Here is a 26,818-nt window from a genome sequence, read left to right on the forward strand (position 1 = left end):
AAATTGCTTGATTGGCCGGCGGGGTATCACAGAGAATGATGGGACAGTTATCGAGCGGGCAGGATTGGCTGTTTCACTCGTTAAAGCTTGAAGATCACATCCCAGCCAATCATCTTCTGCGCAGCATTGAGCAGTGTCTCGATCTGAGTGACCTGCGCCATTACCTCGCCGATTTCTATAGCCCGATCGGGCATCCATCGATTGATCCTGAGCTGATGATCCGCATGCTGATCGTAGGCTATTGCTACGGCATTCGCTCAGAGCGGCGGCTGTGTGAAGAGGCCCATTTGAACCTGGCGTATCGCTGGTTCTGCCGGTTAAGCCTTGAAGATGAAGTCCCCAACCACTCGACCTTTTCCAAAAACAGACACGGCCGTTTTCGGGACAGCGATCAGTTTCGCTGGTTGTTCAATGAAGTGCTGCGTCGTTGCATGTCCGCATCTGCAGGTGTCGGTACCCGAACGGCGGAAAAGATTTTCCCTGAATAAGTCTGCTAGAGAGCCCCAACACCTTAACTGTTCAGCTGTGCTTGCCATGATCCTGACGGGATGCTTTTGACTTCGGGGCCCGGGCGATATCAGCTTTGAGCATAAGTGGTATAGATTTTCCAAACTCAGCCCTTGCGCCAAGTTTAATAATTTAGTTTGACGGCTAACATCTGTCGGTATCTAGACCTACGGGCCAGCGGAGTTTTTGTTGCGGGTTTTCCAAAGCGATAGCACCACACCGCCGAGCAGCAAAGCCACCGTTACGCTCAGAGAAAAGACAGCAGGAATCTTGCCGACAATGCCGACCATGAAGATCTTGCCGCCGATAAACACCAGCACTAGCGCCAAGGCGTACTTAAGATAGGCGAAACGGTGGATCATCGCAGCCAGAGCGAAATACAGCGCACGTAGGCCTAGGATGGCGAAAATGTTAGAGGTGTAGACGATGAAAGGATCTTGGGTGATTGCAAAGATCGCCGGCACGCTGTCCACAGCGAATACCAGGTCGGCACACTCGATCAGCACCAAGGCCAGGAACAACGGCGTCGCCCAGACCACGGACTTGCCACTGGCATCGGTCTGGCGAACGAAGAAGTGTCCTTCATGCAAGCGATCGGTTACCCGCATGTGTTTGCGCAGGAACTTCACCAGCAGGTTCTCGCTAAGGTCCGGGTGGGCATCGATCTTGCTGAACAGCATCTTTACCCCGGTCAAAAGCAAGAAGATGCCGAACACGTAGAGTATCCAACTGAACTCGGCTATCAGCGCTGCACCCAGGCCAATCATGATAGCGCGCAGCACTATTACACCGAGAATGCCCCAGAAAAGCACCTCGTGCTGATACTTACGCGGAATTGAGAGAAAGCTGAAGATCATCGCCATCAGGAAAACGTTATCCATCGACAACGATTTCTCGATTAGAAAGCCGGTGTAAAAATCCATCCCGGCATTACCGCCCTTGACCTGCCAGACCCATAGGCCGAACAGCAAGCCAGCCGTGATATAGCCAGCAGACAGCAGCAGGCTTTCACGGACGCCAATCTCTCGATGCTCACGGTGCAGCACCCCAAGATCGAAGATTAAAAGGCACAAAACGATGCTGACAAAAACGAGCCACAACCAAGTGGCGGTGCCGAGAAACTCGGCAAAAAAGAACGGTTCTAGAGCAGTCATGAGCCCCTCCTCTAATGTCTAAGTTGTACAAACTGCAACTCCGACATGGCAGCGTTTCGCTGTCAGAGGGGCCCGGCGTTGTGATTAAAAATTTAAAGAGGAGCGTGTAGTTTCTCAACCACTCAACAGTTGCAAGTTATTTCTATCCAAAAGGCCGCATATCGGTTGATCGACGTACCGCCCGTGATCAGGCTCATCCCCGTACGTTCACACGGTAGCAACGTGATGGGCGCCATGAACGCTAGCATTCTGTAGTAGCCGCCCCCGTCGCCGAGATGGTGGTTGCCGTCCGGCATCGATAAATTAGATGCTCCGCCATTTTTTCCAGCATGCCATTGACGGTGGCAAAACTACAGACCTAGAAGATGATGAAGAGAATCTTCAATGGCCACAGGCTTTGCAGGCAGTAGTCTTCATGATGCCTATGCAGCCGTCGGAGGTCCTATTGCCGGCTATCTGTTCAACCTATGCGGCTTGCGCTTGGTCGCTCGCGCGTCACTGTTATTCTCCGCCATAGCCATGGCGTTTCTACCCTTCTCGGACTTCCATGCACCCGGCATCGTGGTGCCTGCGTTGCTGGCCTTGCTGGGTCTGACCCTCAGCGTCCGCCTAACGGCATCTTCTATTGCCATCATGGGCTCGGTGGAGCCCAGTAAAGGCGCGGCGGCAGGTGCGCGGCTATGAGCTAGGCAACGGATTAGGTATCGCTTTTTTTGACGTATCCATGTCCACGCCTAGGCAACGTCGTATTCATCATGCTTAGCAGCTACAAGTGAGGGAAATAGCTAGAAAACCGGTTGGTGATAACCGAAGTCGAATGAATCCCATGATGTGATTCCAGCAGAAATTTTGGCGAATTCGGCCTTTCGCTAAAGAATAAAAACGGCCAAAAGCAGCCGCTGAACGGGCTTACGATGAAATTCAAAGATTTGAGCAATTATTCAGCGACAGCCACTTGATTGCGTCCATAGGACTTTGCTTTGTATAACGCCCTGTCAGCATTGTTCATCAAGGTGTAAATGCTTTCATCGGTGTAATCCAATGATGCTAGGCCAAGGCTGGCCGTTATTCGTTCGGCCGGCTCTGCTTCCAATCTGGCGATGGCCTGGATCAGTTCTTGCGCAATGCTCAAGGCGACATCAAGTTTGGTGTGAGGCAGCAAAATAGCGAACTCCTCCCCTCCCAGTCTGCCATGAACGTCGGTTTCACGAACTGACGCGGTGATGACCGCCCCCACCTGGCGCAGCACCTGATCTCCAACCTGGTGACCGTACGAGTCGTTGATATGCTTGAAGTGGTCCATGTCGAGCATTACGGCGCAAAGCGCGGAGCCTTGACTTTTGCATTCACGAAAAATTTGGTGTGCATCATCGAAGAACGTCCGTCGATTCTTCAGGCCGGTCAGTTCATCAGTTCGAGCCGCTCTGACAGAAAGCCTGTTTTCCAGTTCCAGCTCTCGGGCCAAGCGAAACGCTGTTTCCAGAGCCTCTGACATTTTGCGTGTGGCGCTGGCCACGAACGATGCGAAAACGAAAACAGCGAGGGCCATGCCAACCTGAAAGGTTGAGGACTGAAACAACAGCCACGTCGAACACGGCATTAAAACCAGCCCGATCGAGACCATCGTCATGTTCCTGTATGCCGTGTAACACGACACGGCACTTACAGACATCCCGACCGTAAAGAGCATGACCATCGCCTGAGCCAACAAATCCTCGGCCGGTATCACCGCGAGCGCACCTGCTCCCCAAACTCCTGCGGATAACACAAGCGTGCACCAGTATCTGCGCTCCCAACGCTTTGGTGTGCGCTCACTGATGGGGCTACGAAAATAGCTGATGAACATCAAAATACGTAGCAACGTGGACGCCGTCAGCAAGGCGATCCACCCGGCCACCACAGCGTGGTCAAATCGATCCCAGCACAGCCAGCAAAGAATGACGGCTGCCATATAACTACCGAAAACAGCAGCACCGGATTGCCGAAATAACAGCTGCAAGCGTTCGATTCGAACTTGTCCGGCTATTTCCGAGCCCTGATCACTGCCAAGCTCAAAATCATCCATTTAAACCGCCTGAGCATGTTGAATCGATAGGGCGAAATATGGCATCTCGCCATCAGCGAGACAACCAAGAACCGGGAAATCTTTAATTTTTCAGAACGACATTCTCAGCGGAGGACTCCGTACGAGACACTCGGTAAAGGGAGAGAATCAAGCCTCATCTTCGTCCGCTTTATTCTCCCCCGAACGCTCCTAACCTGTGGCGAAATGGCACACCAATGTGACTTTAAATTATTCCGTGATTTGCGGCTTAATGCGCACCTCTTCGCCGACCTGGCTCATGCCTCCTTGAAACGTATTACTTCCCTGTCCATTTGTCTGGCACTGCTGCTGAATATGTTGGCGTTGTCGTTGAGCCAGACAACGCAGATGCCGGACACGCAGCTAATGCTGTGGGGTGGGTTCTGTTCCGCAGGCACCTCTAAAGTATTACCGGCAGATTTCAAAAAACTGATCGACCCGTTCAATCCTGCTACATCCAACAAACTGATGCAGCATGGGGATTGCTGTTGTCAGCACGTTGGCTTAACAGCTCTGCCCTCGAACTTCTACAGACACTTTCTTCCGCGCTATATACCTGACCAGCTATTTGAAAACCCAGAGCTGCCAACACTGCATCCCAGGGTCCGCTGGCCAAGCTTGAGCCCTCGTGCCTCTCCCTTCGCCTGATCGTCAATAGCGTCAAGCTCGACGCTGTCTTCAACTTTATTGTCAGCGTCTCCGCTGTAGTCGCTGAACGCCTTGAAGTCTCTTGGTTATCAGGAAGTGCGCGTTATGCCCGCTCTGTTTACTTTGCTGCACGTAAATAAATTATCTGTGTCTCGTTCCCTCGCCCCGATGCTGTCGCTCGGCGTGTTTGCCATGACCCCTTTATCTTTAGTGTTGGCTGACACCGCAAAAACCGAATCCTCCACACTGACATTGGGTACCGTGAACGTTCAGGGCACCGCCAGCGGGCCATTGAGCACCAGCAGTGTGCTCAGTTCCGTGGACATTCTCGGTGGCGATATCCTTGAAAAAATGCCGGTCAACTACAGTTGGGAACTGTTTAGCCGTGCCCCGGGCGTGATGCTAACGGAGTTCAACCAGGGCACGACCTCAGGGAAAATCTCCTTCCGTGGCTTTAACGGCGAAGGCGAAGTGAATGCCGTCAAACTGTTGATCGACGGGATTCCGAGCAACAGCAACGACGGCAACATGCCGTTCATAGACATGATTTTCCCCATGGAGCTGGATAGCATTGAGGTTGTCCGAGGTACCAGTGATGCGCGCTACGGTCTGAATAACATTGCCGGCAACGTCAACATGCTGACCCGTACCGGCGGTGACTACACTAAGGCACGGATTAGTTACGGCAGTTTTAACACCCAAGAGACCCAACTCGCCAAGGGCATAGAAAGCAGTAACTGGACGCAAAATTACTTTTTTGCTTACCAGAAATCCGATGGCTACCGTGATCACGCCGACACCGACAAGTTTTCTATGTCTGGGAAGTGGTTCTACACGCCGGACGATGACAGCTATCGCATTGGCTTGATTGCCCGGCACTATGAAACCGAAGCGCAGGAGCCGGGTTACCTGACCGAGGACGATGCCCGTCATCATCCGACCATGACGAACAGCTACAACGCGACGGACAAAGGCACGCGGCGGATGAATCAGGTCAGCCTGCATTTCGACACTGACCTGGCCGATACGCTCGCCTGGTCGGCGAAAACTTACGTCAACACCTTCGACGATCGACGTTGGACCCAGTATTGGCGTACCAGCGCCCAGCAAGAGCGCGACAGTTATGAAAAACAGTACGGTGCCCTCACCTCGCTGACTTGGCGCCCGGAAGTCATCTGGCTATACGACTTCGCTCTGGAAGGTGGTGCTGACATGCAGCAGCAAAACAACAAGAGCGAACGCTACAAAACCAGCAACAGGGTACGCCTGGCGCAGACCCGTGATCAGCAGTTCGACTTCGATACTTACGGTGCCTACATGCAGGCTGAAATCAAGCCATTCGAATCCTTGAAGATTGTCCCGGCGTATCGGGTCGACAAGATTCAGGGCGATTTCACCAATGAAGTGACCGAACGGGATTACAACATCAACGATTACGGGCTGATCAAGCAACCCAAACTCAGCATGGTCTACTCCCCTTGGGACCTCGCCAGCTTCTATGCGAACTGGGGCAGAACTTTCCAGGTGGGTACAGGCGCGGCGGCATACAAGATTCCGCCGAGAGACTCGGATCTCGCGCCATCCATCAATGAAGGCTGGGAAACCGGGATCAAGTTCACCCCCGCCGACTGGATCGATGGCCGTGTCGCCTATTGGCAGCAGGAGGCGTCGGGTGAAGTCAGTCGTCGCCTCAACGACCCAAGCGGAGAATCGGACAACGTCGGTGAAACACGGCGCTGGGGCTACGACTTACAAATGAACCTGTCCCCTGACGATCGCACCAATATCTGGATGGCCTACTCTTGGCAATACTCGAAAATTCTTCAGCCGAGTGCGACATTGCCCAATAGCAAAGGGCAGGAAATCGACCACATCCCACATCACCTCTACAACGCGGGTATCAGGTATGCCATTACGCCTGCTTTGCAGTTGACGGCATGGATGAACGGCCAGACCAACTACTACCTGGAGCGGGAAAACACAAAGGGGACTTACGGTGGTTACGTGTTGATGAACCTGGGTGCCACGTACAAGGTAAGCGAGTCAGTCAGCGTCGATCTTCAATTAAAGAACCTCACCAACCGCTATTATGAATACGTCTGGTATGACCCGGACGGTGCACAGGCTTCTTTGCACTCACCGGGTGACGGACGCGCGCTCTATACCGGCGTGACACTTGATTTCTAAAGTAAATGTTCGCCGGGGCTCATGGGCCCCGGCCATTCAGTACAAACCTACCGATGAGTCATGTGACCAGAGGCGTTACCGATGCCTGCTCATTTTCCCAAAAAATACTAGCCGCCGCGTTGCTGGCATCGCTTCATACTGCCACATCAGTATTGGCACATGCCCAGCTGAAGTCTGAAACCTGGACTGCCGATAGAACGGTCGCGGCGCCGCGGGAGTTACGTGTGGTTTTCTCGGAGGGTGTTGAGGTGTGCATGGACTGCAGCGCTGAGGATTACAAGACCGTCATCACTTGGATGGCCCCCCCAGATAGCCGCCGATGCCCCTAGATTTCGTCTATAGGTTTTATAGACTCGGAGGCAAATGACGTCCCATTAGCGATCTGATAACGTCTAAGCATAACGCCGTGTTGTACGAGGTTAATCATGGACGCAGACTCTCCTATCCCTGACTACGAAACTGAACGCCTGAGACGCGTTGCGGACCTTTGCCCGCAAAATGACCAAGATAACGAAGTCTTCGAAAAGATTATTTCAATGACATCGGAGTACTTCAATGTCCCGATCGCATTGATTTCGATTGTTGACAAGCACGAACAATGGTTCAGGGCTCGGATAGGTCTCGAACAACGCGCAACACCACGGAACATTTCGTTCTGCGCCCACACACTCCGCGACTGCAAGCCTGTGGAGATCCTGGATGCGCGTAATGACCATCGCTTCAAAGATAACCCTCTGGTAACCGGCTCCCCCTTCATTCGCTATTACGCTAGCGCTCCACTTCTCACTAGTGACGGGTTCTCTTTGGGCAATCTATGCGTAATTGACACTTCGCCAAGAGCACCCATGAGCGAGCGAGACGCAGGAATGCTCGTATATTTTGCCCAACTGGTCGTCATGCAGATTATGGGCTTACGCTCCCGCAACTATATCGACCAGCCTACTGGACTATTTAACCGGCTCCGACTCGAAGAAGATATTCGCCAAGCGAACTCAAGCGGTGTACCACATAATCTATATGCGGTAGATGTTATCTCGCCAAAGTTTTTGAATGATGTAGTGAAAGCACTTGGCTATAGCTTTTCACAATTGCTAATGCTTAATGTAAAGGCTCGACTCCTTTCTTTATTACCAAAAAATTACCTTTTATACAAAATCAGCCCTACTCGCTTTGGATTTCTTCTCAACGCTATCGAACCTGTTGAGGATCAGTGCTTAAGAATTCTTTCGAGCTTTGAAACGCCGGTTGAATGTCAAGGCATTCCGATACTGATGCAGACAGGCATAGGCGTTTTGGAAATTGTCGATGCAGAAGAAAGGGATTGGCTGCGCCTGGTAGTTGGTGCAGCTGATGACGCGAGAGCTCGGAACTTGGGATGGGCACTTTATCAGGCTGAGCTGGATGCAGCCCAGCAACGTGCGTTTGCGCTACTGAGTTCTCTCCCGGATGCAGTTCGATCTACCGAACAACTGAGCCTAGTGTTCCATCCAAAAGTCAATTTGCACACCCTCACGTGTGGAAGCGTAGAAGCATTGATTCGATGGAATCATCCGACACTAGGCCCGATTAGTCCGGCGGAATTTATCCCTCTCGCCGTAAAAACTGCATTAATGCAGTCGATAACATTTTGGGTACTTGATGCAGTAGTAACCCAAACAAAAAACTGGAGGGCAAGAGGCATTGAGTTAAGAGTAGCCATGAACGTAACCGTCAGCGACCTTGAAAACTCGAAGCTTGTTGAAAAAATAATAGAACACATACAAAACGGCGACCTTTACCCAGAAAGCATTGAACTTGAATTCACTGAAAGCATGCTCATGTCAGACCCACAGCTAGTTATCAAACAACTGGAGCAAGTGCGCGAACTAGGAATTGAGATTTCCGTGGATGACTTTGGTACTGGCTATAGTAACTGGACATACTTGCGGCAGCTTCCGATAAATACGGTAAAACTCGACCAGTCACTGATTAGCAACCTCAGCACAAACGAAAAAGACAAACGATTAGTCAAGACGTTAATCGAGCTTGCCAAGGGCCTGGGGTATCGAGTCGTCGCAGAAGGAGTGGAGACCGACAGCATCCTTGAGATCATTACTCGTTGGGGTTGTTCAGAGGCTCAAGGGTACCTGATCACCAAGCCTCTGAAGGCAGATTTGTTGGAGAAATGGCTGGAACAAGGTGGCTTCAACACCGACTCTAGATAAGTGGAATGATCAGGCGGGAAGCAGGCTTAGCTCCCGCCCTAGAAAAGCCTAGTCAGATAACACTCATCTCTCTTCGCTGCGACAACAATGAGCTATGCAGCAACGTTTAAATCAACCCCTCTGCATCAAGCAGTTTCTATGCAAAAGTCTGCGCTTCATTCACTTAGTCATCTAACGCCTGACGTGTGCATGAACCCCAGCAGTAGCGGGTCGACTCTGGATTGCCATCGTTGTCCAAAGTAGTTACGTCGTACCAGATAGTCGGGAGCACTGTGACGGAGCGCTTGCCCTCGATACCTGCCGCGCGCCACTCCGAAGCCTGCTCGGCAGATACAGCGATTGCAGTTCGGGAATGACCCCAATATTGGTTTGAACGCCAGCGTTGGTCATCTGTAGTTATCGGTTTAGTTCTGCCAATCGTTAGAGACAACAGATCACGACCGCCTGCTTATGGTGAAAATATTTCTGTTGGGAATATTACAAGTGCAGTATTTAGATATCTTCTTCTGGCCGGTAGCAGACAAACTGATACACGCTACCAGCAGATTCAGCTCCCTGTTTTTTTCTCATTATCACTCGCTCAATACGACGCCGAAATCGTCGCTGGACACTTGAGCCGCTTCGTCGAGCCGTTGACGTAATGCAGCGTTCAGCTGACGTTCCACTTCCCATGGGTCAGACAGTGCGGCGAGTTGTGGCGCCAATTGCGGCGACAGGCTCATCAGCGAATGATTGAGCGCACGTGCCGTTTCGTAAGCGGCCTTTTGCACAAAGCTGATTTCCACCAGCTCTCCCTGCGCCTTGCGAAACTCCATTTCAGCCATCCGCGCTAGATAATGCTCGCGATGCGCTCGTGCCTTCTGAAAGTCCAGGGTCTGCCCTTGCGTAGGATCAGCGGGCGGCGGCGCAGCCATGTTAGTCGGCTCGGATTGAGCTGCAACGTGACTGTACACATCACGCTGAAGCCGCTCCTGTTGGTGGCGAGCAGCGACGGCAGCCTTGCTGGGATCGGCGGTATCGCGAATCAACGCCTCGGTGGCTAGCACGTCGACTTGCTTGCCATTTGGAGACAAGACCAGTCGACCATTTTCCTTAAGCCAAGTGATGTAGCTCGGTGACCGGCCAATGTGTGCGGCGAAGGCGCTCTTTGACAGGTACGTAGCTGTGCTCATAAGCCCTCCTTTTCAGTGGCTTTTCAATGAATTCTTTCAAGATTTCAGTGGATTGAAATTTCAGTAACCTGGCGAGCCTCCCACTAACACGATCCCGCGGGTTTCCGACCCCGTATCCTTTGGGAGGACTCAGGGTCCCCGGCACTCAGGAGCTTATTTGGTAACTCTTGCGTTCCCGGCACCTCATAAGTATTTTTTAGATAAACTGACCAATGCAAGTTTTTAAAAAATTGCCCTATATCGCTGAGCCGTAAAATCCTTGGATAGCTTATGAAGCGTGTCAGCCTCATGTTGTAGCAAACTGATTATTTCAAGAACGCTTTTGGCTTCAGCAGCCGAGAGTTTGCGCAAGATGCTTAACAGGTCAGCAGCGCAACTCTCGTTAACTGAAGCAGATTCGATAAGTCTTAGCTGTAAATTCTGAATGTCGCGTAAAGGTTTCATCGACGTGCTCTTAGTTGATGAGTTGCTTGAAATTCAAAATGCACATTTTCACGGAATCTTAAGCGTCGCTCTATCAGACCATTCCTAAAATCACGCGAAAATCTCTCGTCCTTGAGCGTCACGCACGTGGGCAGTCTTTAAGCTCGACGTTTGGTTCCCATACACTGCCCCCCGATCCTTTGGAAAGACGGACATCCCTGCAAAGGTTTCAGCTAGAGAGATTCCGCGAGTTCGATAACCCGTGTAGGGGGCGGCCCTCGGGGAGGACCCGTAAAAATCGGCGCCCTACCCGGCCTGCCCGGCTCATGCTTTCGGTTCGGCCTCGCTCAGGTCCAGCCGCTTGGCCACCCAGCGTTCGTACAAGCCGATGGCGACATCGGCGCCGGCCATCGCGGTCAGGCAACCCAGGGCGCCCGCTGTCCAGATCGACAGGCCAGCACCGAACAGCAACATCATCGCCGACACGCCGCAGACGATGCAGGCGCCGGAGCGAAGTGCGAGGCGGCGCAACAATGCCCAGCCTCGCGCCCCATCCTTGTCAGCGCGCCACATCTCGCCAGACACACCGCCAGCCAGGGACAAGGCAATCACCAACCAGATAGGCATCTCTGCCAGTGCCTGTTGCTCGTTCGTCATTGCCCTGCCCCTTAAACAAAAAGACCCGGCGCTATGGCCGGGTCAGGTGGTGGGTGGCCTGCCGCGCTTTGCGGTCGCACCCATCGAAGATGGCCCCTTTTTACAGCTCGATTCTGGTGGTAGCAAGACCGTTTTAATGCCATCCGGTGAATGTGTGGGTGACGCCCGGTGAACGGCTGGCGAATGTCGGTGAATATCTCAACCAGGCTGGCTTTTGCTTCTGGTGTTTTAGCGGCGTCCCATGCGTCCCACCTCTCTAAAACTAGGTGGGACGTCCGAAAGCCCCGCAGATTGGGGCTTTGCCCCACCGTCCTACTTTTACTTCTACTTTCTCGTGTATAGAGAGAATATTTAAAAACACGCGTGCGCGTGAACACGCGCATTGATGCCCGCTACGCATACACGGGCGGGAGGCATGAAAAAGGTGGGACGGTGGGACAGCCCAACAACGACGGGGCCTGCGCCCGTCCCACTACTGCAAAAAGCAGTGGGACGGAGGCAGGCCGGTGGGACGGCATGAGCCAGAGTAATGCCCACGATCAAGCCGCTTCCCCCAGGAGGAAGTGCTCGACCACGATGTGGGCGTCATGCAGGCGCTGGTAGTAGAGGTTACGTGTGCAGCCACTCTGAGCCAGGCGCGCAGTCAAAGGCGCATCAGGCTGGAAGTAATGCACCTGGACCACCGACATCAACTCGGGATCGAGGCGTTTCTTGACGATGCGCTCGATGTCCAGTGAGGCTTCCAGCGGCACCCTGCTCCCGCGCCTGCCGCGCAAGAGCTGACCACCGCTCTCCATCATCATCGCAACCATGTTGCCGCCCGAGTAACCAGCGGCCACCTCATCGCTGTGCAGTTCCTGCGCCCATTGCTTGAGGGCCATGTCGATCGCTTTAATCATCGAAGCACGGCTCCTCAAACTCAGGTTGTTCCAGCGCAGGCGCCCTGCCCCAACCCTCCGGTTTCTTGTACGCCCAAGGCCGCTGGCCGCTTTTGCTCAAGGCGCCCAGACGGAAACGTCGCCAGCCCAGTCGATGCAGAATCGCACCCACGCGCATCTGCTCCGGTTTGCCCCAATGACCGGGATCGAGCTTGAGCGCCTGACTCATCACCTCACTGCCGGTGGTGGTCTCGCCGATCTGCGACTCTTCGAGCCAGGTCAGGATCGGTGTTTCCCATTCATCCACCACAAAACGTTCGTCCTGCTCCTCGCTGAACATCGGCGCCTCCTCACGGGTCACCCACCAGAGGTCACCGGCCTCGAAGCAGAACACCGCTTCGGCCCACAGCTGATCGCGGATCTCGCGCAGCAACGGCACGTCAACCTTGGTACAGGCGACCGGCCAATAGCGGCGGTTGCCGGTGGCGTCCTTGAGGTACTCGTCCTGGTTCGTGGTGCCGACGAAAACACACTGGCGTGGCACGTCCAGGGTTCTACGGCCATAGCTTTCGCGGTAGGTATCGGTCGACGCGGAGAAGAATTGTTTGGCCTTGGTGCTCTCGGCCTTGTTGAAGCTGTCCAGCTCGCCGAGCTCGACAATCCACTTTCCACGAATCGCCTGAAAGCCGTCCTTGTCACCGAGGGCGAAAGGCGTATCCATAAACCACTCACCGCCGAGCACGCTCATGGCGGTGGACTTACCGGCGCCTTGTACGCCTTCGAGGATCATCACCGAGTCGGCCTTGCAGCCGGGTTTCATCACCCGCGCCACGGCCGAGATCATCCAGCGCTTGCCGACCTTCGAGGTGTAGTCGGTTGCCTTCACACCCATGACATCGGTCAACCAACGCTCCAGGCGCGGCACACGATCCCATTCCAGTTTTTTCAGGTACTCGCGCACCGGGTGGAAAGCGTGGTCGTGAGCCACCACACTGACGGCTTCGATGACGTGCGAGGACTTCACACGCAGGTTGTACTGCTGCGCGAGCCACTTCATCACGCGCACGTCGTCGATGTCGGCCCACTCGCCGGTACCACCGCCATAAGGAGCAGCCCGCAGCTTGACGATCTTCGAGCTGAAGGCGCAGTAGCTGATCACCCCGGCCCAGCGTTCGTCATGGGCGAGGATCAGTTCGACGTTCTGCATGTGCGCGATCAGAGCGCCGCTCTCGCTGCGGGCCAGCTGATCTTTCCAGCCACCAGCCGCTGGTGGACGGACCACCGCGAGCACTTGGCGGCGAACCGCGTCGAGGCCTTCGGCGACGTGCAGGTCGTTGAAGTCGGTCCACTTGTCGTGACGCTCGACCGAGAAGATCGGCGCAACGACCTGGGCACCGACGATCAGCGCGGCGTTGCTCGCTTTTTCCTCACCTGGATTCCAGGCATCGCCGTTGGGCTTGGTGGTCTTCCAGTCATCGTCGCGGCAGATGATCAGCGGGCAGCCGGCAAAGCGCTCGCGCATGACCTTGCACACGGCCAGCAGGTTGCCCGCATCGAAGGCCACGGCCACCGCGAGCGATGTCGCCATGTGCAGGCTAGCGCCGGTGGCGTAACCCTCACAGACCAGCACCGGTTCGCCCGGTACCGGATGCGGACCGAGCAGGTGAAAGGTGCCCTCCTTCGCCATCCCGTAAGGCCAGTAGGATTTGTCGCGGCCGGTGTCTTCCTGCTTGTTCGGGAAGATCACCTGAAGGCCCATGATCTGATCACGGGCGTTCTTCATTGGGACCAGCACGGCGCCGGTGCGTGGCGCGTAACGCACATTGATGCCGACGATCTGTTTGCGGTCCAGGTAGTCGCTGCGCCCGATGGTCGGCATGCGCTCGAACAAACCCTGCGCCCTTTTCGCGGCCCGCCGCGCAGCGTTATTCGCGATTTCGGCGGCGCGGCGTTTGGCTTCTTCCTGGCGGGCGCGCATCACTTCGCGCTCTTCCGGAGACATGCGACCGGCCTTGACCTTGATCTTCTGCGTCTCGCCCGAACGCCAGTCACCGAAAGCGCCGAAGATCAAAGTGTCGCCCTTCTCCGTGCGCTGCTCGTGGACCACGTACCAGCCGTTCTTTTCCTTGCCCTTGTCCTGCGAAGTCTTGCAGCGGGTCAGCTTGCCGAACACCAGCGGCTGCGCTGGCTCCAGACCGTAATCGGCGAATTGGCCCAATACCTCATCGAGCATGCTGAATCCCCCGTTCAGAGAGGGACTGACAGCTGATGCACTGAGAGCAACCCGGCTGAGCCAAACGACGAGCTTCCGGAATCGGATCGTCGCAGGCTTCACAGAACAGCAAGGAATGGGCAGCGCTTTCGGCTTTGGCAGCGCTACGCGCCGCCATGGCCTGATCGATGCGTTCCTGCACCAGATCGTTGGCGAAATCGGCGATGTCAGCCACAGTCAGCACCTCGCGTCGTCTGGTTGACGTAGGTGGCGCGGTTGAACAACCCCAGCAGCCCTTGAATGCCCCGGAACACTTGCAGACGAATCGCCGCCAGTTCCTGATCAGTCACCACACCGTCGCCGATGCTCTTGGCCCAGGTCTCGGCCAGATCAGCGACTTGGCGGAAGTATTCGGCGATACCCGTGGTAAGGGTCTCGGGCATGTCGTTGGTGTAGGTGTCGGCCAGCTCCTGCCAGATCGTGTCGCCGACCAGCGCATGCACCGCATCCAGAACGCGGCGATCCTTAGTCAGTTCGAGGATCTCACCGAACTCCTGAATGTTGATGGAGTGGCTCGGATGAGTCGGCGACAGTTTGTGCTGCAGCGTGGTCGGGTTACGACCGGTCGTGGCTGCGATGGCAGCAGCGCCGCCCGGGTAATCGCGAGCGGCGTGGTACAGCGCTAAATCGAGCGGCAGGATTTCCCGCTGCGCCCGTTCCAGAGAACTGAGAGCAATTCGGCTCATGGCATTAATCCTAAAAGTTGCCAGTGCCGCGCGACAGACGTTGGTGATACATTTGTCACGTGGCTTGGTATGGCCCAAAAGCCGGCGAGGTTCTCTAGACCAACACCGGCACCGTGCCGGGGCGAACAATCCGTTGTTCACCCCTGGCGCAACAGCTGCCAGCTCTGTGGTAAGAACGGCAGCAACGCCAAGGCTTCCGAGCCTTGGAAACGCGATGAAGGTCGGCAGCATGTGGTGTGCTCGCCTTCTGACATCGCGACCCGACTGCATTGTGGTGATGCTGTCGGGAGAAACTGGGCGACCCTAGGGTCGCCTTTTTTCTATGCAGCGTTTTCTACTCTGCGAGTAGCTGTTGCCTGCATTCGCAGATATTGCCAATCAATGTCCGGCCTTAGCGACTCACACGTCACACGACTGCCGCTATGACGATCGATCGAAATGGATAAGGCTGCGTTCGCTCGACGATTGCCATAAGCAACCTGCTTTAATTGGCCGACTGAGGTATTACATCGAGAGGCGAAGCTCTTGAGCTGCGTGTCGTCTAGGATCTTTATGTATTCGAGAAGCGTCATTGCTAACCCCCTATTCAACTCAAGATTAGCAACTGCTAATCCGATCCGCAATAGCAAAACGTAATTTACATTTTGCTAACGGAGCACGGATGATTCCCTATATGAATATCTACGAAAAACGCCTCACGATTCTTAAAGCCCTGATTGGTGAAAACCAACTCAAGGACTTTGCCGGAGCGCATGCCGATGTGGACGCTTCGTACATTTCTCAGATCCTGAACGGACACCGGACATTGGGTGACCGAGCGGCCACGAACCTCGCAAAAAAGCTCGCAATTCCTGCTGATTTGCTGACGACGGGAACCTACTCCGCCGAAGACCAACATCAAATCACCGCCGCTTGGATCGCTCTTGGCCTTAAGCCTCCGGTTTTGCCCCACCCCGCGTTCTTCAATGCGACCATTAACGAAACCGCTCTTAGAACAGCTGAAGAGCGGGAAGCAAGCGAGCACCGGCGCCCTGCCCCAGTACCTGTAGTAGGAAAGGCTATGTTGGGTACTGATGGCTACTTCGACGCACTTGAATATCCTCCTGGTCATGGCGATGGGTACTTGGAAATTATCAGTTCCGATCCCGACGCATATGGCTTGAAAGTCGTGGGAAGCAGCATGCATCCACGCATCAAAAACGGGGAGTTTGTGCTCATAGAGCCGAATCATAGTTATCAGACTGGCGATGAGGTCCTCGTGCGGACCACTGATGGTAGGGCAATGGTGAAAGAGTTCATTTATCGCCGGGACGGTCAACTCCGGTTCGACAGCATTAACGACAGCTACCCTCCTATCTTCCTGGAAGAAAAGCTCGTCGAAAAAATCCATTACGTCGGGGCTATCTTGAAGCCGTCAAAGTACCTCGAGATCTGAAATTTAGCATTTGCTATTGCAGAACGGATTAGCTGTTGCTAATTTGCACTCACTCTTTTACCACGGAGCGAGGCAAATTCATGCATACCAAAGCTACGATTCATATACATCCAACCATCGCTGACCCCTGCCGCATTTTCGAGGTTCGTCGTCTGGCCAGAGAATGCGGCTGCGTTTTTATAAGCATCAAAACCTCCAAAAAACGTCGCCCTTCTGCCAAGTGTTTCGACCCAAATGGTGGAGGACACGCGGCATGATCAAATACAAGATCGACAACCGCACCCTGCAGTTGCTCAATGCCCAGGTCAACCTGACCGAGACCTTCAATCACGTCCTGCGCACAGCGCCGAAGCGCGAGTGTCTGGCATTCCGCCTCAAGGCTGAGCGCGGCTCAGTAGAAAGCACTTTCGTCGTGGAGCTGGGCAGCGAACGCCACACGCTGACCCTGCAGAACGACAAGAAGATGCACCTAAAGCTGGCCGACTTTATTGAAGAGATTGCCAACGGTCCGTTCGACGCGAGCAACTCCTGCGACCTGTTGCATCTCCCGCATGCCGATCGTCAATACAGCCGTTTTGAGCTCCAGGACAAGCAGCGCGTATTCGAACTGGTGCACACCGGCGGTGTGCTGAGCCTCGACATGGGTTTCGAGCTTCCCCTGCATGTAGCGCTGCATCGCACCCATTCACGCCGGGGCATCACCGCCATCTTGAGCATCGGCAACAAGAGCCCGCATACGCGCTGCTTCACTCTGTACGACCCCGATGCCGAGATCTACGCAAAGCTCATTGAGTCCATCAACCACCTTGCTGCAGCGGCCACTCCTGCTGCGCATGCTGCTTGAGGAACCGTTTATGGAACGCACCCTCGCCCAAGCAGCCGCTCAACTCAGCCTCACTCGCCACAAACTGATCGCTCTCATGCGGGAAAAAGGTTTGCTCAAGGGAAACCTGCCGGCGAACCCGAAGCGCGACAAAGCATACCTGCGGGTCAAGGACAGTCCCTGGTATGACGAGAAACACGGAATGCAGTACAGCCAGTCGACTCGGGTGAAGCAGGCCGGTATCCGTTGGCTGGCCGAGCAGTTGGACATCGATCTTCCTGCCATCCCGGCAGATCGCCGTGACGTGGCCTAGGGAGTACGCCCGCCAGATTGTTGCCATGCGCACACGAGAGGAGCGCAACGCCGCGCTCCTCGAAGTGCCCGAACATCTGCGCGAGCTGACTAAACGCCACTGCCTGAATGCCTGGAACCACCCGGCCCGAAAACAACTCAAGGAGGCTCGACAAGGCCATGAGTAACGCCACGCAGAATCCGCTTCGCCTTCATCCGGCGCCCGAATCGACCACCGTCGAAATGCTCTATCGCACTTTTGGGAATGTACTGATCCCACTGGAAAAAATACGGGAAGCCTATTTTCGAAACTTGAATTCACAGCTGTTCGTGACTGAGATCTACAACGGCCGGATTCAGCTTCCGATCACCACAATCGACGCCAGTCGCAAGGCACTCAAATACGTCCACATACGGCACATGGCCTCGCTGATCGACATCTGCGCCTACAAGGCTGATGAGAACATGCAGCGACAGCATGACGACCAACACGATGCTGCACCCACACCACTGACGGCAGTTACCACCAGCCAACGACAACCCCAGGAGCACACCAAATGATGACTCCAGTACAAACAGTTGCACTCGTCATCTTGATCGTTATGGCGGCCCTCCTGGTATGGGGCGGTTACATCATAGGCCGCAGAGATGGTCTTGAGACCGGCCTACGCGAGGGTGAAGACATTCAGCGCGCCGTAAGTGCTAAAACCATCCGCGAGCTTCGAGCCTCGCTGCAATTCATTAGCGCAGATCACACGCGCTTGGTACACACCTGCAAACGATTTGAAGCAGGTCCACTCTTCGGCCCGACCGAGCACCAGACACTGGTCGATATCGGCGAGCTGCTGCGGATCGCCGCTGAGACCTTCAGCGTCTTTCGTACCGGCAAGAAGCTCGAGCGTGATACCCGATCGCTGCGCGAACAGGCGCTTGCAATGGCTGCGCAGCTATATCCAGGAACCGAAGGAAGCAAGGCCGCACTGCAAGCGCATTCGAAGCACTCTGCATTTCTTAGCAAGGAGCCAGCATGAGCATTCAATTTCTCAGCCATGAGCAAGTCTGCGAACTGACCGGAGCTAAAACTAAAGCCGGTCAGATTATGGTGCTGAAGCGCAATGGCATTCGTCATACCATCAAGCGCAATGGCTGGCCTTGCGTGATTGCGTCCGCGCTGACAGGAGCAACTACCAACGCGACAGAAACTCCAACGTGGCAGCCGCGCCTGGTGGGATGAATGGGACGAAGACCAACAAAGCCGGGGAGCATTCCTCGCCTGCGCGAGAGAAAACGCGGCAACACCACCTATTACCTTTATGACACTGGCGGGAAACCACGCAAGGAAATACCGCTAGGTACGGATTACGGCCTGGCCATCTTAGAGTACGCAAAGCTCGAAAAAAGCCGCGTCTCTCAAGCCTTGACACAAACCGTACTTACCTTTGCTTACGTAGCCGAGCTTTATATGAATGAGGTGGTTCCCACAAAAGCCCATGCCACTCAAAAAGACAACGCGCGCGAACTCAAAAACCTTCTTCTGTTCTTCAACGACCCGCCCGCCCCTCTAGAAGCTATCGAACCGAAACATGTCAGCCAGTACCTTCGTCATCGTGGCAAGACAGCACCTATTCGCGCGAATCGGGAGAAGGCGTTACTCAGCTCCATCTGGAACTTTGCTCGCGAGAATGGCTATACATCCTTGGCAAATCCTTGCTCAGGCGTGAAAGGCAATAAAGAAACCGGTCGCGACATATATGTTGAAGACGACGTACTTGCCAGAGCCTACCGGCATGCCGATCAGCCATTGAGAGACGCTTTGGACCTGTTCTACCTAACAGGTCAGAGGATCGCAGACACATTGAAGATGGATGAGCGAGACATAAAAGACGGAAAGCTCTCCGTTCAGCAAGGTAAGACTGGGGCTAAACGAAGGATCGAGATCATTGGTGAGCTCAAAGTCGTAATCGATCGAATCATGACACGAAAGGCTGGACACAAAATCAGATCAACACGTCTGGTAGTAATCGACTCTGGGCAGCCAATGACAACCAGCATGCTCAGAAAGCGGTTTGATGACGCCAGGGAAGCAGCCGGGATTCCAAAAGCAGAATTTCAGATGCGCGACCTAAGAGCAAAAGCGGCGACGGATAAGGAGGAGTCAACCGGGAGCATCCGAGAAGCTAGAGACCAGCTAGGACATACAACCGTTGGGATGACAGAACAGTACATTCGAATGCGCAAGGGGATGAAGGTTACCCCCACGAAGTGACTGACGGTCACGAATTGCGGAAAAGATTTTTTGATTGCGGAAAAAAGAACTAAGGGCTTGCATGAGATATGTCATGCAAGCCCTTGAAATAGATGGTGCCCGAAGCCGGAATCGAACCGGCACGCCCTTACGAGCGGGGGATTTTAAGTCCCATGCGTCTACCAGTTTCGCCATTCGGGCGGTAGCGCGATCACGCGGCACTGGAGCTGTAAATAGGCATCAGCCCGTCCAGTGCTTGAAGCAGGGAGAGGAATATATACATCCAGCCCAGGTGAAGCAAGAACGGAGTCTGCAAAAAAAACGCTTCTGCGCTCACTAAAACCCAGTGAAAAAGCACGCTAAATCAGGGATCTACAGCATCCGTTCATTTGCCGACAACAAGACCGCCATGCAGCTCGGCACCCGCGTCGGCGGCGGCAAGACTAACATGGCATCCATAGCTAACCAACTGATTTTTAACGACTTATCATCAAGCGGCAGCGCATTTGAAGCGGGCGCCGGGCTGCGCGGATGAGCGCACGGGGCGTGGCTGGGCAATCAAGGGTCAGGCCTCGGCCGAAAAACTCAGCGATAACTTGAGCTTGAGCGCTTCGTCCTTGGTTGCGGTTTGTTCGCGCTCCAGCTGGGTGGAAAATACTTGCTTTACCACTGGCGTATCGCGGACTTCAGCGCCCTTGACTTGCGCAACGCCACGATTGAGTTCCAACACTTTGGACAATTGGGCGTAGGTGTAATTACCAGGGCGCGCATTGCCGACGTTCATGAAGGCCGTCCTTGATATCGAATCAATCCACTGGTGCCTGCGATGGCTGGCAAATGGGATATCCCGGGCACTGCGTCCGATGCGACGAACAAGGCAGGAGGGAGGAAACATGGCCTTGGCGCCGATAAAACTCGCCGATTGACCAATGGAGTTCGCCCAGTACACATGACCTCGCCATCCATGAACCGGTAAAGAGTCATAGATACCGGGCGAACGGCATAACGCTATGCGTTCTCAATAACATGTTCAACTGTCAGCAATCACTGGCTGTGCGGATTCAGCCGGCATGATGGGTGAAACCACCGGCAAAGGCCCTACGCCCGGCCCGCAGTTCGGTGCGCAACTCGCCGATCAGATTGGAAATGTCTCGCACGCTGGTAAGTCCCGCGGTGGAAACCCCGGGTAGCAACAGGTCCACTCGCCCCGTTTCGGCATCGTAGATCTTGATGGTCAGGGCGCCATTGGCAGCCAGGCTGCAGGTGCAGGAAAGGGGGAGAAAGCCGGACTCCAGTATGTGACAAAGCTCGCTGGTGGAGAGCATGGCTGTCTCGCCTGTGTGAGATGGGGTGAGTTTTTCCCGTTGAGGATAGGTCAGCATCTGAGCGTGTGTGTCGAAAAACACACAAGAAATGATAACTGCCTCACAGTTCCTCGATGCTATTGCCACCTGCCGCCGAGCCTGCAGTCATCGATGGATTTGCACGAAGATTTTCTAGGTTTTCGGCCCTCCACTGTGTAAGTTCCAGCCCATGAACCGGAATCTTTGGCAACGGCGCACCGCGATTATTACCACCTGCATCAGCCAGGTGGGCTAGCGGCTGTCCAAACCGCAACCAACCCGCCTCGAAGGCGGGTTCATGACCGCTCTTCTGAGGCACGCCCCCCCAGGAGACACAACATGAACTCATCGTCCCCCGCCACGCTGCACCTGTTATGCGGCAAGATCGCCTCGGGCAAATCCACCTTGGCCAGTCATCTGGCACAGGCTAGCGGCAGTGTATTGATCAGCGAAGACCAGTGGCTGGCACGGCTGTATCCAGGCCAGATTCACTCGCTCGCGGACTATCTGCAGCATGCCCAACGCCTGAAAGACGTGCTGGAGCCGCTGGTGATCGCCATGCTCCAGGCTGGAACCGATGTCGTACTGGATTTTCCGGCCAACACCCTTGCCCAGCGCGCCGGATTGCGGGCCCTGGCGGATCGGGCCGGAGTCGCCCATCGATTGCACTTTCTGGATGTGGACGAAGACACCTGCCGCACCCGGCTGCGTGAGCGCAACGAGCGGGGCGACCACCCCTTCAGCACCAGCGAGGAGCAGTTCGCGTTGATCTGCCGCTACTTCGTGCCTCCGCAGGCGGATGAAGGACTGCATATCGTCCTGCACCCCGCGGCCTGATGTTCGACCAACGGGCCCTGCAAGGGGCCCGACTGTCAGTCCGGCAAAGGAAATGTGCCGTGACAATGGGCGGCGAGGTCAAATTTCAGGCAAAAAAAAGCCCAAGTAGCTGATGGACACTTGGGACTAAAAATGCATAAACCGTGGTAGGTGAACGCAGGGCTATAGTAACGGAACAGTACATTCTGTAACAAGATATTTTGAGAAAAAAAACGCAAATATAATCACCTAAGTCATTAAATATCCACACTTTTTTTGAGTCTTTGGTTTTTTCAGGCCCGCTCTCCAATGCTTTTTCCTGGTGAAAGGCGACTCCGCGCAAGCGCCCCCAGGCTTAAACAAAAGTGCGCTGAAAATTCACAGAATCGCAACAGACAGACGTGCCTGCCCATCATAAATTGCCGGCACCGTTCTCAATGGTGTGCGCTGGTATGAATGACTTTCTCGACGCCCTGCCCCTGGTGCTCTGCCTGACCACCTTTGCCTGGTGCTGCTGGGGCTGAAGACCTCAATCCCATCGACCACGTCCCCTGCATTGCCCCTCCCACGCCGCCTTTCACCTTCACGCCGACTCGCTTGCCTGGCTGACGCTGAACAGTGCCTGTCCGAGCGCGTGCGCCTGTTCCAGAGCCGGGATCACCTCGCCGCCCTCAGAATCAAAGAGCAATTGCGAGCTCAGCACTCGGGCTCCGCAGTAGTCAAAAATGCCGTGATCGATCTGAGTCTGCATCGCCTGCCGATAACCATGCCGCTCATAGGTACCGGCATCGGCCCCAGCCACACCCAACAGGTGCACCTGCAACTGCCCGAGTTTCTTCACCAGTTTGGCGTCAGCTCGAAAATCGAAGGCCCAGCCATTGGCGAAAACCCGATCGATCCACCCCTTGAGCAACGCCGGCATGGACCACCAGTACACCGGATAGACCAGCACCAGTGCGTCGGCACGGTCGATACGCGCCTGTTCGGAGAGCACATCCGCAGGAGGCGGCAGCTGAGTGCGATGCACCGCGATATCGGCGGCGGTGAAACGCGGGTCAAATCCTTCAGCCCACAGATCGGCAATCTCGCAGGAATGTTCGCAAGAGCGCCCCAGCCCCTCGGCAATCTGCCGCGCGAGACTGTGGGTCAGGGACTTGGGGTCGTGATGAGCGACCACGATGAGAGCGTGCATGACGAGTACTCCAAAGGACGGATTGCGCAGGATGAACCGGGACCTATATACTTTTAGTAAGTTACGTCTTTTAAGTTACCTTTGGTATATAAGCATGTCAAGCCGCCAGAAATCCGCCCCTGCCTCGGTACCGCGACGCCGCCTGTCCCGGGAACAGCGCCTGCAACAGTTGATGGCCGTGGCCTGGCAGATTGTCCGCGAGCACGGCACCGAAGCCCTGACGTTGGGTCACCTGGCGGAACAGGCCGAGGTCACCAAGCCGGTGGTCTACGACCATTTCGCCACCCGCGCAGTGCTCCTGGCGACGCTCTATGAGGATTTCGACCAGCGCCAGACCGCGCTGATGGATCAGGCCCTGGAAGCCTGCGAACCGACCCTGGCCGCCCGCGCCGCGGTCATCGCCAGCTCTTATGTGGAGTGCGTGCTGCTGCAGGGCCGGGAAATACCGGGGGTCATCGCGGCCCTGGCCAGCTCACCGGAACTGGAGGCCATCAAGCGCGACTACCAACGGCTATTTTTGGAAAAATGCCGCGCCAACCTGGAGCCCTTCGCCGCCGGTGCGAGTCTGACCACGGCCGGCTTGCGGGCAATGCTCGGTGCCGCCGAAGCGCTCTCTCACGCGGCGGCGCTGGGAGAAATCAGCCCCGAACACGCCCAGGAAGAACTGCGCGCCACCATCGTGGCCATGGTTGAAAGAGCGCGCAGCCGCGCCGCCACTGCGAACTAACACGGGTATCCGGACATTGACGACCGCGCTCAGGCGACGGTCCTACAAGGAAGAGGCAATGCTTCTGACCCGCCTGCAACCTCTGGATGAACTGCTCCAGCGCCATCGCCCGGCGCTGGGCAAGGACTTCATCGGCTATCGCAACCATGTGTACCGAGTCATCAACTTCTGCAATCTGCTGATCGACGCCAACGCCCAGCAGTTGGAAAAACTGGCCATCGCCGGCGCCTTCCACGACCTGGGGATCTGGACCGCCAGCACCTTTGACTACCTGCCTCCCTCACTACAGCTGGCCGAGGCCCATCTGGATGAAATCGCCAGGCCCGAATGGAAAAGCGAAGTGCTGGCGATGATCGAACTGCACCACAAGATCGGTGCCGCCACGGCGCATCCAGGCAGCCTGGTGGAGAGCTTCCGGCGTGCCGACTGGATCGATGTCTCCCTGGGGCTGATCAGTTTCGGCATCCCGCGGGACGCACGGCGGCAGGTCTTTTCGGCGTTTCCTGACGCGGGCTTTCATCTGCGGCTGGTTCAATTGTCCGCCAAGCAATGCCTGACTCGTCCCTGGAAGCCCCTCCCCATGCTGCGCTGGTGAATCACCGGCGATCCGCACCCGGCCGGCAGCAAGGCGTAAACTGCTGCCAACCCTGGCACTCCCGGCGGCCCCACCAGCAGGCCGCCCCAACCACCGAGAACAGCATGCCGCCCCAGTCCCCTGCGCCCACGCCCATGATTCCCTCGACGGCAGACGGTCAAACGCCTGCGCCCACCCTGGACACCCTGGCCGTGGACGCCGATGCCGCCCAGGTGCTCTCGGTATTCGACTTTGACGGCACCCTCACCCGCCATGACAGCTTCGTGCCCTTCCTGCGGTTTGCCTTCGGCAAGCAGCGCTTCAACCGGCAAATACTCAGGCTGGCCTTGCCCAGTCTGGAGTATCTGGCCCGGCGGATGGACCGCGACCAGCTCAAGGCGCAACTGATCCGCACCTTTCTGACCGGTGTCGAGGCGACATGGGTGCAACAACAGGCCGAAGCGTTCTGCCGGCGATCCTGGAGCCGGCTGATGCGTCCAAACGGTCTGCAGGCAGTGGCCGACGAACTGCGCTCCGGTGCGCGGGTGACCCTGTGCTCGGCCTCGCCGGCCCTGGTCCTGCAACCTTTTGCCACGCGCCTGGGGGTCCAACTGATCGGCACCGAACTGGAGGTGGTCGACGGCGTGCTGACCGGGCATATCACAGGTGGCAATTGCCGTTGCCAGAACAAGGTACTGCGCCTGGAAAGCGTCTACGGCCCATTGAGCCAATACCGTGTCCGGGCCTGGGGCGATACCCGGGGTGACCACGAGCTACTGGCAGCGGCCCAGGACCCTCACTGGCGCCACTTCCACCCGAGCTGGCGCCGCGGGCAACCTCCTCGCTGACGCCCCCGGCACCCGACCAACGGCCGGTCGCCTGCACCAGGATTCGCTATACACAAGAGCAGGCGCCGGGACGCTCGCCAAAAGCCCCACCGCCCGTACAAAAGCGGCTCACGCAGACCAGGACATGAGCCGCCCACACAGGGAGAGGGCCTGCCACCGTGAAAGCTCATGCTTATCTGCTGCGTACCCTGGCCGTGCTGCTGGCGACCATCGTCCCCGCGGTGATCCTCCTCGGTCATACCCGCCCCACCACCTACCCGCCGTTTGCCCCCCACCTCGACTGGCCTCGACTGGGCGCCTGGGGCTGCTGCCTGCTGGGCCTGGCCGCGCTGTTCGTGCTGGCCGGGTTGCGCATTCGCGGACGCGTCCTCGGGGTACTGATAGACGAGCGCAATCGCTACTCGCTGTCGCGTTTGCAGATGAGCCTGTGGACCCTGCTGGTGCTGGCCACCTTGTACACGGTGTACATCGCGAACATTGTCCGCGGCGATGCCACCACGGCGCTGATGGTGGATCTGGACTACAACCTGATCACGTTGATGGGGTTCAGCCTGGCCAGTTTTGTCAGCGCGCCCATGGCCCTGAGCCGTAAAGCCGAGCAACCTACCGACAGCGGAGCGCTGGCCAGCACCGGCCAGCAGTTGCTCGACAGCCAGAACCTCGCATCCATGCCATCGGCCAATGGCCAGGTGTTGATGAAGGGTAATCCGCAGGATGCGCGACTGGCCGATCTGATTCGCGGTGAAGACGTGAGTAATGGCACCATCGTCGACCTGCCGCGCCTGCAGATGCTGCTGATCACCCTGGTGGTGATCCTGGTGTATGGGGCAGCCGTCGGTCATAGCCTGGGGTCCGGCTACTGGGTTCTGCAGGATTTGCCAAAACTGCACACCACCCTGCTGTTGCTGGCCCTGATCAGCCACAGCGGCTACGTGGTCGGCAAACTGATCCCCACTAGCCCGAACCCTGCCGCGAGCGGTCCCATGCCGGCCATCGAGTCTCAGCAACCGGCGCCCCAAGCTGAGGTGGGCGCGGCGCAGAATCAGCCCGCCCCCGGCGCGCTCAATCCGTCATAGACGCAAAGCGCTGGCGCATGCTGGCACTGGCGGCGGGCCCGGCTTGCACGGTGCAATCCTGCAACGCCACCAGATGCCCGTCGACCCTATCCGCCATGACCGGGTGCACAGGTCGTCCGCTTTCACGCTCGATCAGTTGCACGCTCTCGCCTTCGGGAGCGAAGTGGCGGTTGCCCCATGCCACGAACGCCAGCAACACCACGCGAAAGTCCTCGCCCTTGGCGGTCGGCACATATTCATGGCGCAAGGGCCGCTCGCTGTAGGCGCGGCGCTCCAGCAACCCGGCCTCCACCAGGGCGTTCAGGCGCCGGGTCAGCATGTTCGGGGCAATGTCCAGGCTGCGGGAGAACTCGTCGAAACGCCTCAAGCCATGCAGCGCGTCGCGCATGATCAAGATGCTCCACCACTCGCCGACCCGCTCCAGGCTCCTGGCGATCGGACATTCGGCTTCGATCAGACTTTTTCGTTGCATGACGGGCTCCTGCAGTGCACCTCGGTTTTTGTGGATCCGAATGTTACTTTCATGATGATAGTATCGTCCACGTTTCGTTGTTCCCCCAAACAAGCGAAGGAGCAG

General features: G+C 56.2%; 30 protein-coding genes, 1 tRNA gene and 1 pseudogene. 18 read left to right on the forward strand and 14 right to left on the reverse strand.

The window, feature by feature from the left end:
* Positions 1-35: 35 nt before the first annotated feature.
* A pseudogene (locus PST29_RS31090) lies at positions 36-440 on the forward strand (transposase); the annotation flags it as partial.
* A 234-nt stretch (positions 441-674) separates the two neighbouring features.
* On the opposite strand, the gene PST29_RS17330 reads toward PST29_RS31090, so the two are convergent.
* On the reverse strand, positions 675-1,661 hold the full coding sequence (locus PST29_RS17330) for a TerC family protein (protein WP_060843841.1): 987 nt from the start codon (positions 1,659-1,661) through the stop codon (positions 675-677).
* A gap of 384 nt (positions 1,662-2,045) precedes the next feature.
* Here PST29_RS17330 and PST29_RS17335 point away from each other — a divergent pair, with 384 nt between their 5' ends.
* On the forward strand, positions 2,046-2,345 hold the full coding sequence (locus PST29_RS17335; RefSeq protein ID WP_060843842.1) for a hypothetical protein: 300 nt from the start codon (positions 2,046-2,048) through the stop codon (positions 2,343-2,345).
* Positions 2,346-2,598: 253 nt separating this feature from the next.
* Here PST29_RS17335 and PST29_RS17340 read toward each other — a convergent pair whose 3' ends face one another.
* Entirely contained in the window at positions 2,599-3,726 is a 1,128-nt protein-coding gene (locus PST29_RS17340) for a GGDEF domain-containing protein (protein ID WP_060843843.1), read from the reverse strand.
* A 285-nt stretch (positions 3,727-4,011) separates the two neighbouring features.
* On the opposite strand from PST29_RS17340, the gene PST29_RS31100 reads away from it, so the two are divergent.
* The 3 genes from PST29_RS31100 (at position 4,012) to PST29_RS17350 (ending at position 8,783) form a co-directional block, all read left to right on the forward strand.
* On the forward strand, positions 4,012-4,392 hold the full coding sequence (locus tag PST29_RS31100) for a DUF2946 family protein (RefSeq protein ID WP_269768366.1): 381 nt from the start codon (positions 4,012-4,014) through the stop codon (positions 4,390-4,392).
* Positions 4,393-4,584: 192 nt separating this feature from the next.
* Entirely contained in the window at positions 4,585-6,579 is a 1,995-nt protein-coding gene (locus PST29_RS17345) for a TonB-dependent receptor (protein ID WP_232513267.1), read from the forward strand.
* 425 nt (positions 6,580-7,004) lie between these two features.
* On the forward strand, positions 7,005-8,783 hold the full coding sequence (locus PST29_RS17350) for a sensor domain-containing phosphodiesterase (protein ID WP_060843844.1): 1,779 nt from the start codon (positions 7,005-7,007) through the stop codon (positions 8,781-8,783).
* 572 nt (positions 8,784-9,355) lie between these two features.
* Here the strand turns inward: PST29_RS17350 and PST29_RS17355 are convergent.
* The 7 genes from PST29_RS17355 to PST29_RS31110 all read right to left on the reverse strand — a co-directional run bounded on the left by PST29_RS17355 (position 9,356) and on the right by PST29_RS31110 (position 15,443).
* A complete protein-coding gene (locus PST29_RS17355) occupies positions 9,356-9,955 on the reverse strand; it encodes a hypothetical protein (protein ID WP_060843845.1) in 600 nt (199 codons plus the stop codon).
* A gap of 747 nt (positions 9,956-10,702) precedes the next feature.
* Complete coding sequence (locus tag PST29_RS17360; RefSeq protein ID WP_060843846.1) at positions 10,703-11,035, reverse strand: phage holin family protein; 333 nt, start codon at positions 11,033-11,035, stop codon at positions 10,703-10,705.
* Between the two features lie 539 nt (positions 11,036-11,574).
* Positions 11,575-11,934 carry a PA0613 family protein gene (locus tag PST29_RS17365; protein ID WP_060843847.1) on the reverse strand — a complete coding sequence of 120 codons (360 nt, stop codon included), beginning with the start codon at positions 11,932-11,934 and terminating at the stop codon, positions 11,575-11,577.
* Entirely contained in the window at positions 11,927-14,146 is a 2,220-nt protein-coding gene (locus PST29_RS17370) for a VapE domain-containing protein (protein WP_060843848.1), read from the reverse strand. The genes PST29_RS17365 and PST29_RS17370 overlap by 8 nt, the downstream gene beginning before the upstream one ends.
* Entirely contained in the window at positions 14,136-14,360 is a 225-nt protein-coding gene (locus tag PST29_RS17375; RefSeq protein WP_008080171.1) for a TraR/DksA family transcriptional regulator, read from the reverse strand. The genes PST29_RS17370 and PST29_RS17375 overlap by 11 nt, the downstream gene beginning before the upstream one ends.
* A complete protein-coding gene (locus PST29_RS17380; RefSeq protein WP_060843849.1) occupies positions 14,353-14,871 on the reverse strand; it encodes a phage regulatory CII family protein in 519 nt (172 codons plus the stop codon). The genes PST29_RS17375 and PST29_RS17380 overlap by 8 nt, the downstream gene beginning before the upstream one ends.
* A 320-nt stretch (positions 14,872-15,191) precedes the next feature.
* A complete protein-coding gene (locus PST29_RS31110; RefSeq protein WP_082729262.1) occupies positions 15,192-15,443 on the reverse strand; it encodes a transcriptional regulator in 252 nt (83 codons plus the stop codon).
* Between the two features lie 101 nt (positions 15,444-15,544).
* Between PST29_RS31110 and PST29_RS32320 the strand changes: the two genes are divergently transcribed.
* From PST29_RS32320 to PST29_RS17415, 7 genes are all read left to right on the forward strand, one after another.
* Entirely contained in the window at positions 15,545-16,306 is a 762-nt protein-coding gene (locus PST29_RS32320; protein WP_082729334.1) for a S24 family peptidase, read from the forward strand.
* A 253-nt stretch (positions 16,307-16,559) separates the two neighbouring features.
* Complete coding sequence (locus PST29_RS17390) at positions 16,560-17,150, forward strand: hypothetical protein (RefSeq protein ID WP_060843851.1); 591 nt, start codon at positions 16,560-16,562, stop codon at positions 17,148-17,150.
* 10 nt (positions 17,151-17,160) lie between these two features.
* On the forward strand, positions 17,161-17,442 hold the full coding sequence (locus tag PST29_RS17395; protein ID WP_060843852.1) for a phage antirepressor KilAC domain-containing protein: 282 nt from the start codon (positions 17,161-17,163) through the stop codon (positions 17,440-17,442).
* 158 nt (positions 17,443-17,600) lie between these two features.
* Positions 17,601-17,981: a pyocin activator PrtN family protein gene (locus tag PST29_RS17400; RefSeq protein ID WP_060843853.1), complete on the forward strand. Its 381-nt coding sequence runs from the start codon at positions 17,601-17,603 to the stop codon at positions 17,979-17,981.
* Positions 17,978-18,451 (forward strand): hypothetical protein, encoded by a 474-nt coding sequence (locus PST29_RS17405; protein WP_082729264.1) that lies wholly within the window; start codon positions 17,978-17,980, stop codon positions 18,449-18,451. Before PST29_RS17400 ends, PST29_RS17405 begins: the two co-directional genes overlap by 4 nt.
* Positions 18,448-18,654, forward strand: a complete 207-nt coding sequence (locus tag PST29_RS17410) for a DUF4224 domain-containing protein (protein WP_060843854.1) — start codon at positions 18,448-18,450, stop codon at positions 18,652-18,654. Before PST29_RS17405 ends, PST29_RS17410 begins: the two co-directional genes overlap by 4 nt.
* Complete coding sequence (locus tag PST29_RS17415) at positions 18,655-19,686, forward strand: site-specific integrase (protein WP_056785472.1); 1,032 nt, start codon at positions 18,655-18,657, stop codon at positions 19,684-19,686.
* Between the two features lie 93 nt (positions 19,687-19,779).
* On the opposite strand, the gene PST29_RS17420 is transcribed toward PST29_RS17415, so the two are convergent.
* Positions 19,780-19,866 (reverse strand) — tRNA-Leu (locus PST29_RS17420).
* 145 nt (positions 19,867-20,011) lie between these two features.
* On the opposite strand from PST29_RS17420, the gene PST29_RS31880 reads away from it, so the two are divergent.
* Positions 20,012-20,200 carry a hypothetical protein gene (locus PST29_RS31880; RefSeq protein WP_148659653.1) on the forward strand — a complete coding sequence of 63 codons (189 nt, stop codon included), beginning with the start codon at positions 20,012-20,014 and terminating at the stop codon, positions 20,198-20,200.
* 30 nt (positions 20,201-20,230) lie between these two features.
* Here PST29_RS31880 and PST29_RS17425 read toward each other — a convergent pair whose 3' ends face one another.
* A complete protein-coding gene (locus tag PST29_RS17425) occupies positions 20,231-20,449 on the reverse strand; it encodes a hypothetical protein (RefSeq protein WP_060843855.1) in 219 nt (72 codons plus the stop codon).
* A gap of 277 nt (positions 20,450-20,726) precedes the next feature.
* Complete coding sequence (locus PST29_RS17430) at positions 20,727-20,990, reverse strand: DUF1652 domain-containing protein (RefSeq protein WP_060843856.1); 264 nt, start codon at positions 20,988-20,990, stop codon at positions 20,727-20,729.
* Positions 20,991-21,347: 357 nt separating this feature from the next.
* Here PST29_RS17430 and PST29_RS17435 point away from each other — a divergent pair, with 357 nt between their 5' ends.
* Positions 21,348-21,845 carry an AAA family ATPase gene (locus PST29_RS17435; protein WP_060839703.1) on the forward strand — a complete coding sequence of 166 codons (498 nt, stop codon included), beginning with the start codon at positions 21,348-21,350 and terminating at the stop codon, positions 21,843-21,845.
* A 562-nt stretch (positions 21,846-22,407) separates the two neighbouring features.
* Here the strand turns inward: PST29_RS17435 and PST29_RS17440 are convergent.
* Positions 22,408-23,016: an NAD(P)H-dependent oxidoreductase gene (locus tag PST29_RS17440; RefSeq protein WP_060843857.1), complete on the reverse strand. Its 609-nt coding sequence runs from the start codon at positions 23,014-23,016 to the stop codon at positions 22,408-22,410.
* A gap of 94 nt (positions 23,017-23,110) precedes the next feature.
* Between PST29_RS17440 and PST29_RS17445 the strand changes: the two genes are divergently transcribed.
* The 4 genes from PST29_RS17445 to PST29_RS17460 all read left to right on the forward strand — a co-directional run bounded on the left by PST29_RS17445 (position 23,111) and on the right by PST29_RS17460 (position 26,241).
* Complete coding sequence (locus PST29_RS17445; RefSeq protein ID WP_060843858.1) at positions 23,111-23,743, forward strand: TetR/AcrR family transcriptional regulator; 633 nt, start codon at positions 23,111-23,113, stop codon at positions 23,741-23,743.
* A gap of 58 nt (positions 23,744-23,801) precedes the next feature.
* Positions 23,802-24,338, forward strand: a complete 537-nt coding sequence (locus PST29_RS17450) for a hypothetical protein (protein WP_060843859.1) — start codon at positions 23,802-23,804, stop codon at positions 24,336-24,338.
* 104 nt (positions 24,339-24,442) lie between these two features.
* Positions 24,443-25,165, forward strand: a complete 723-nt coding sequence (locus tag PST29_RS17455; RefSeq protein ID WP_442966366.1) for an HAD family hydrolase — start codon at positions 24,443-24,445, stop codon at positions 25,163-25,165.
* Positions 25,166-25,323: 158 nt separating this feature from the next.
* Positions 25,324-26,241, forward strand: coding sequence for a hypothetical protein (locus PST29_RS17460; RefSeq protein WP_060843860.1), 918 nt, complete (start codon positions 25,324-25,326; stop codon positions 26,239-26,241).
* On the opposite strand, the gene PST29_RS17465 is transcribed toward PST29_RS17460, so the two are convergent.
* On the reverse strand, positions 26,228-26,713 hold the full coding sequence (locus tag PST29_RS17465; protein WP_060839709.1) for a winged helix-turn-helix transcriptional regulator: 486 nt from the start codon (positions 26,711-26,713) through the stop codon (positions 26,228-26,230). The genes PST29_RS17460 and PST29_RS17465 overlap by 14 nt on opposite strands.
* Between the last annotated feature and the right edge of the window lie 105 nt (positions 26,714-26,818).

The organism is Pseudomonas sp. St29 (genome assembly GCF_001547915.1).
GTDB lineage: Bacteria > Pseudomonadota > Gammaproteobacteria > Pseudomonadales > Pseudomonadaceae > Aquipseudomonas.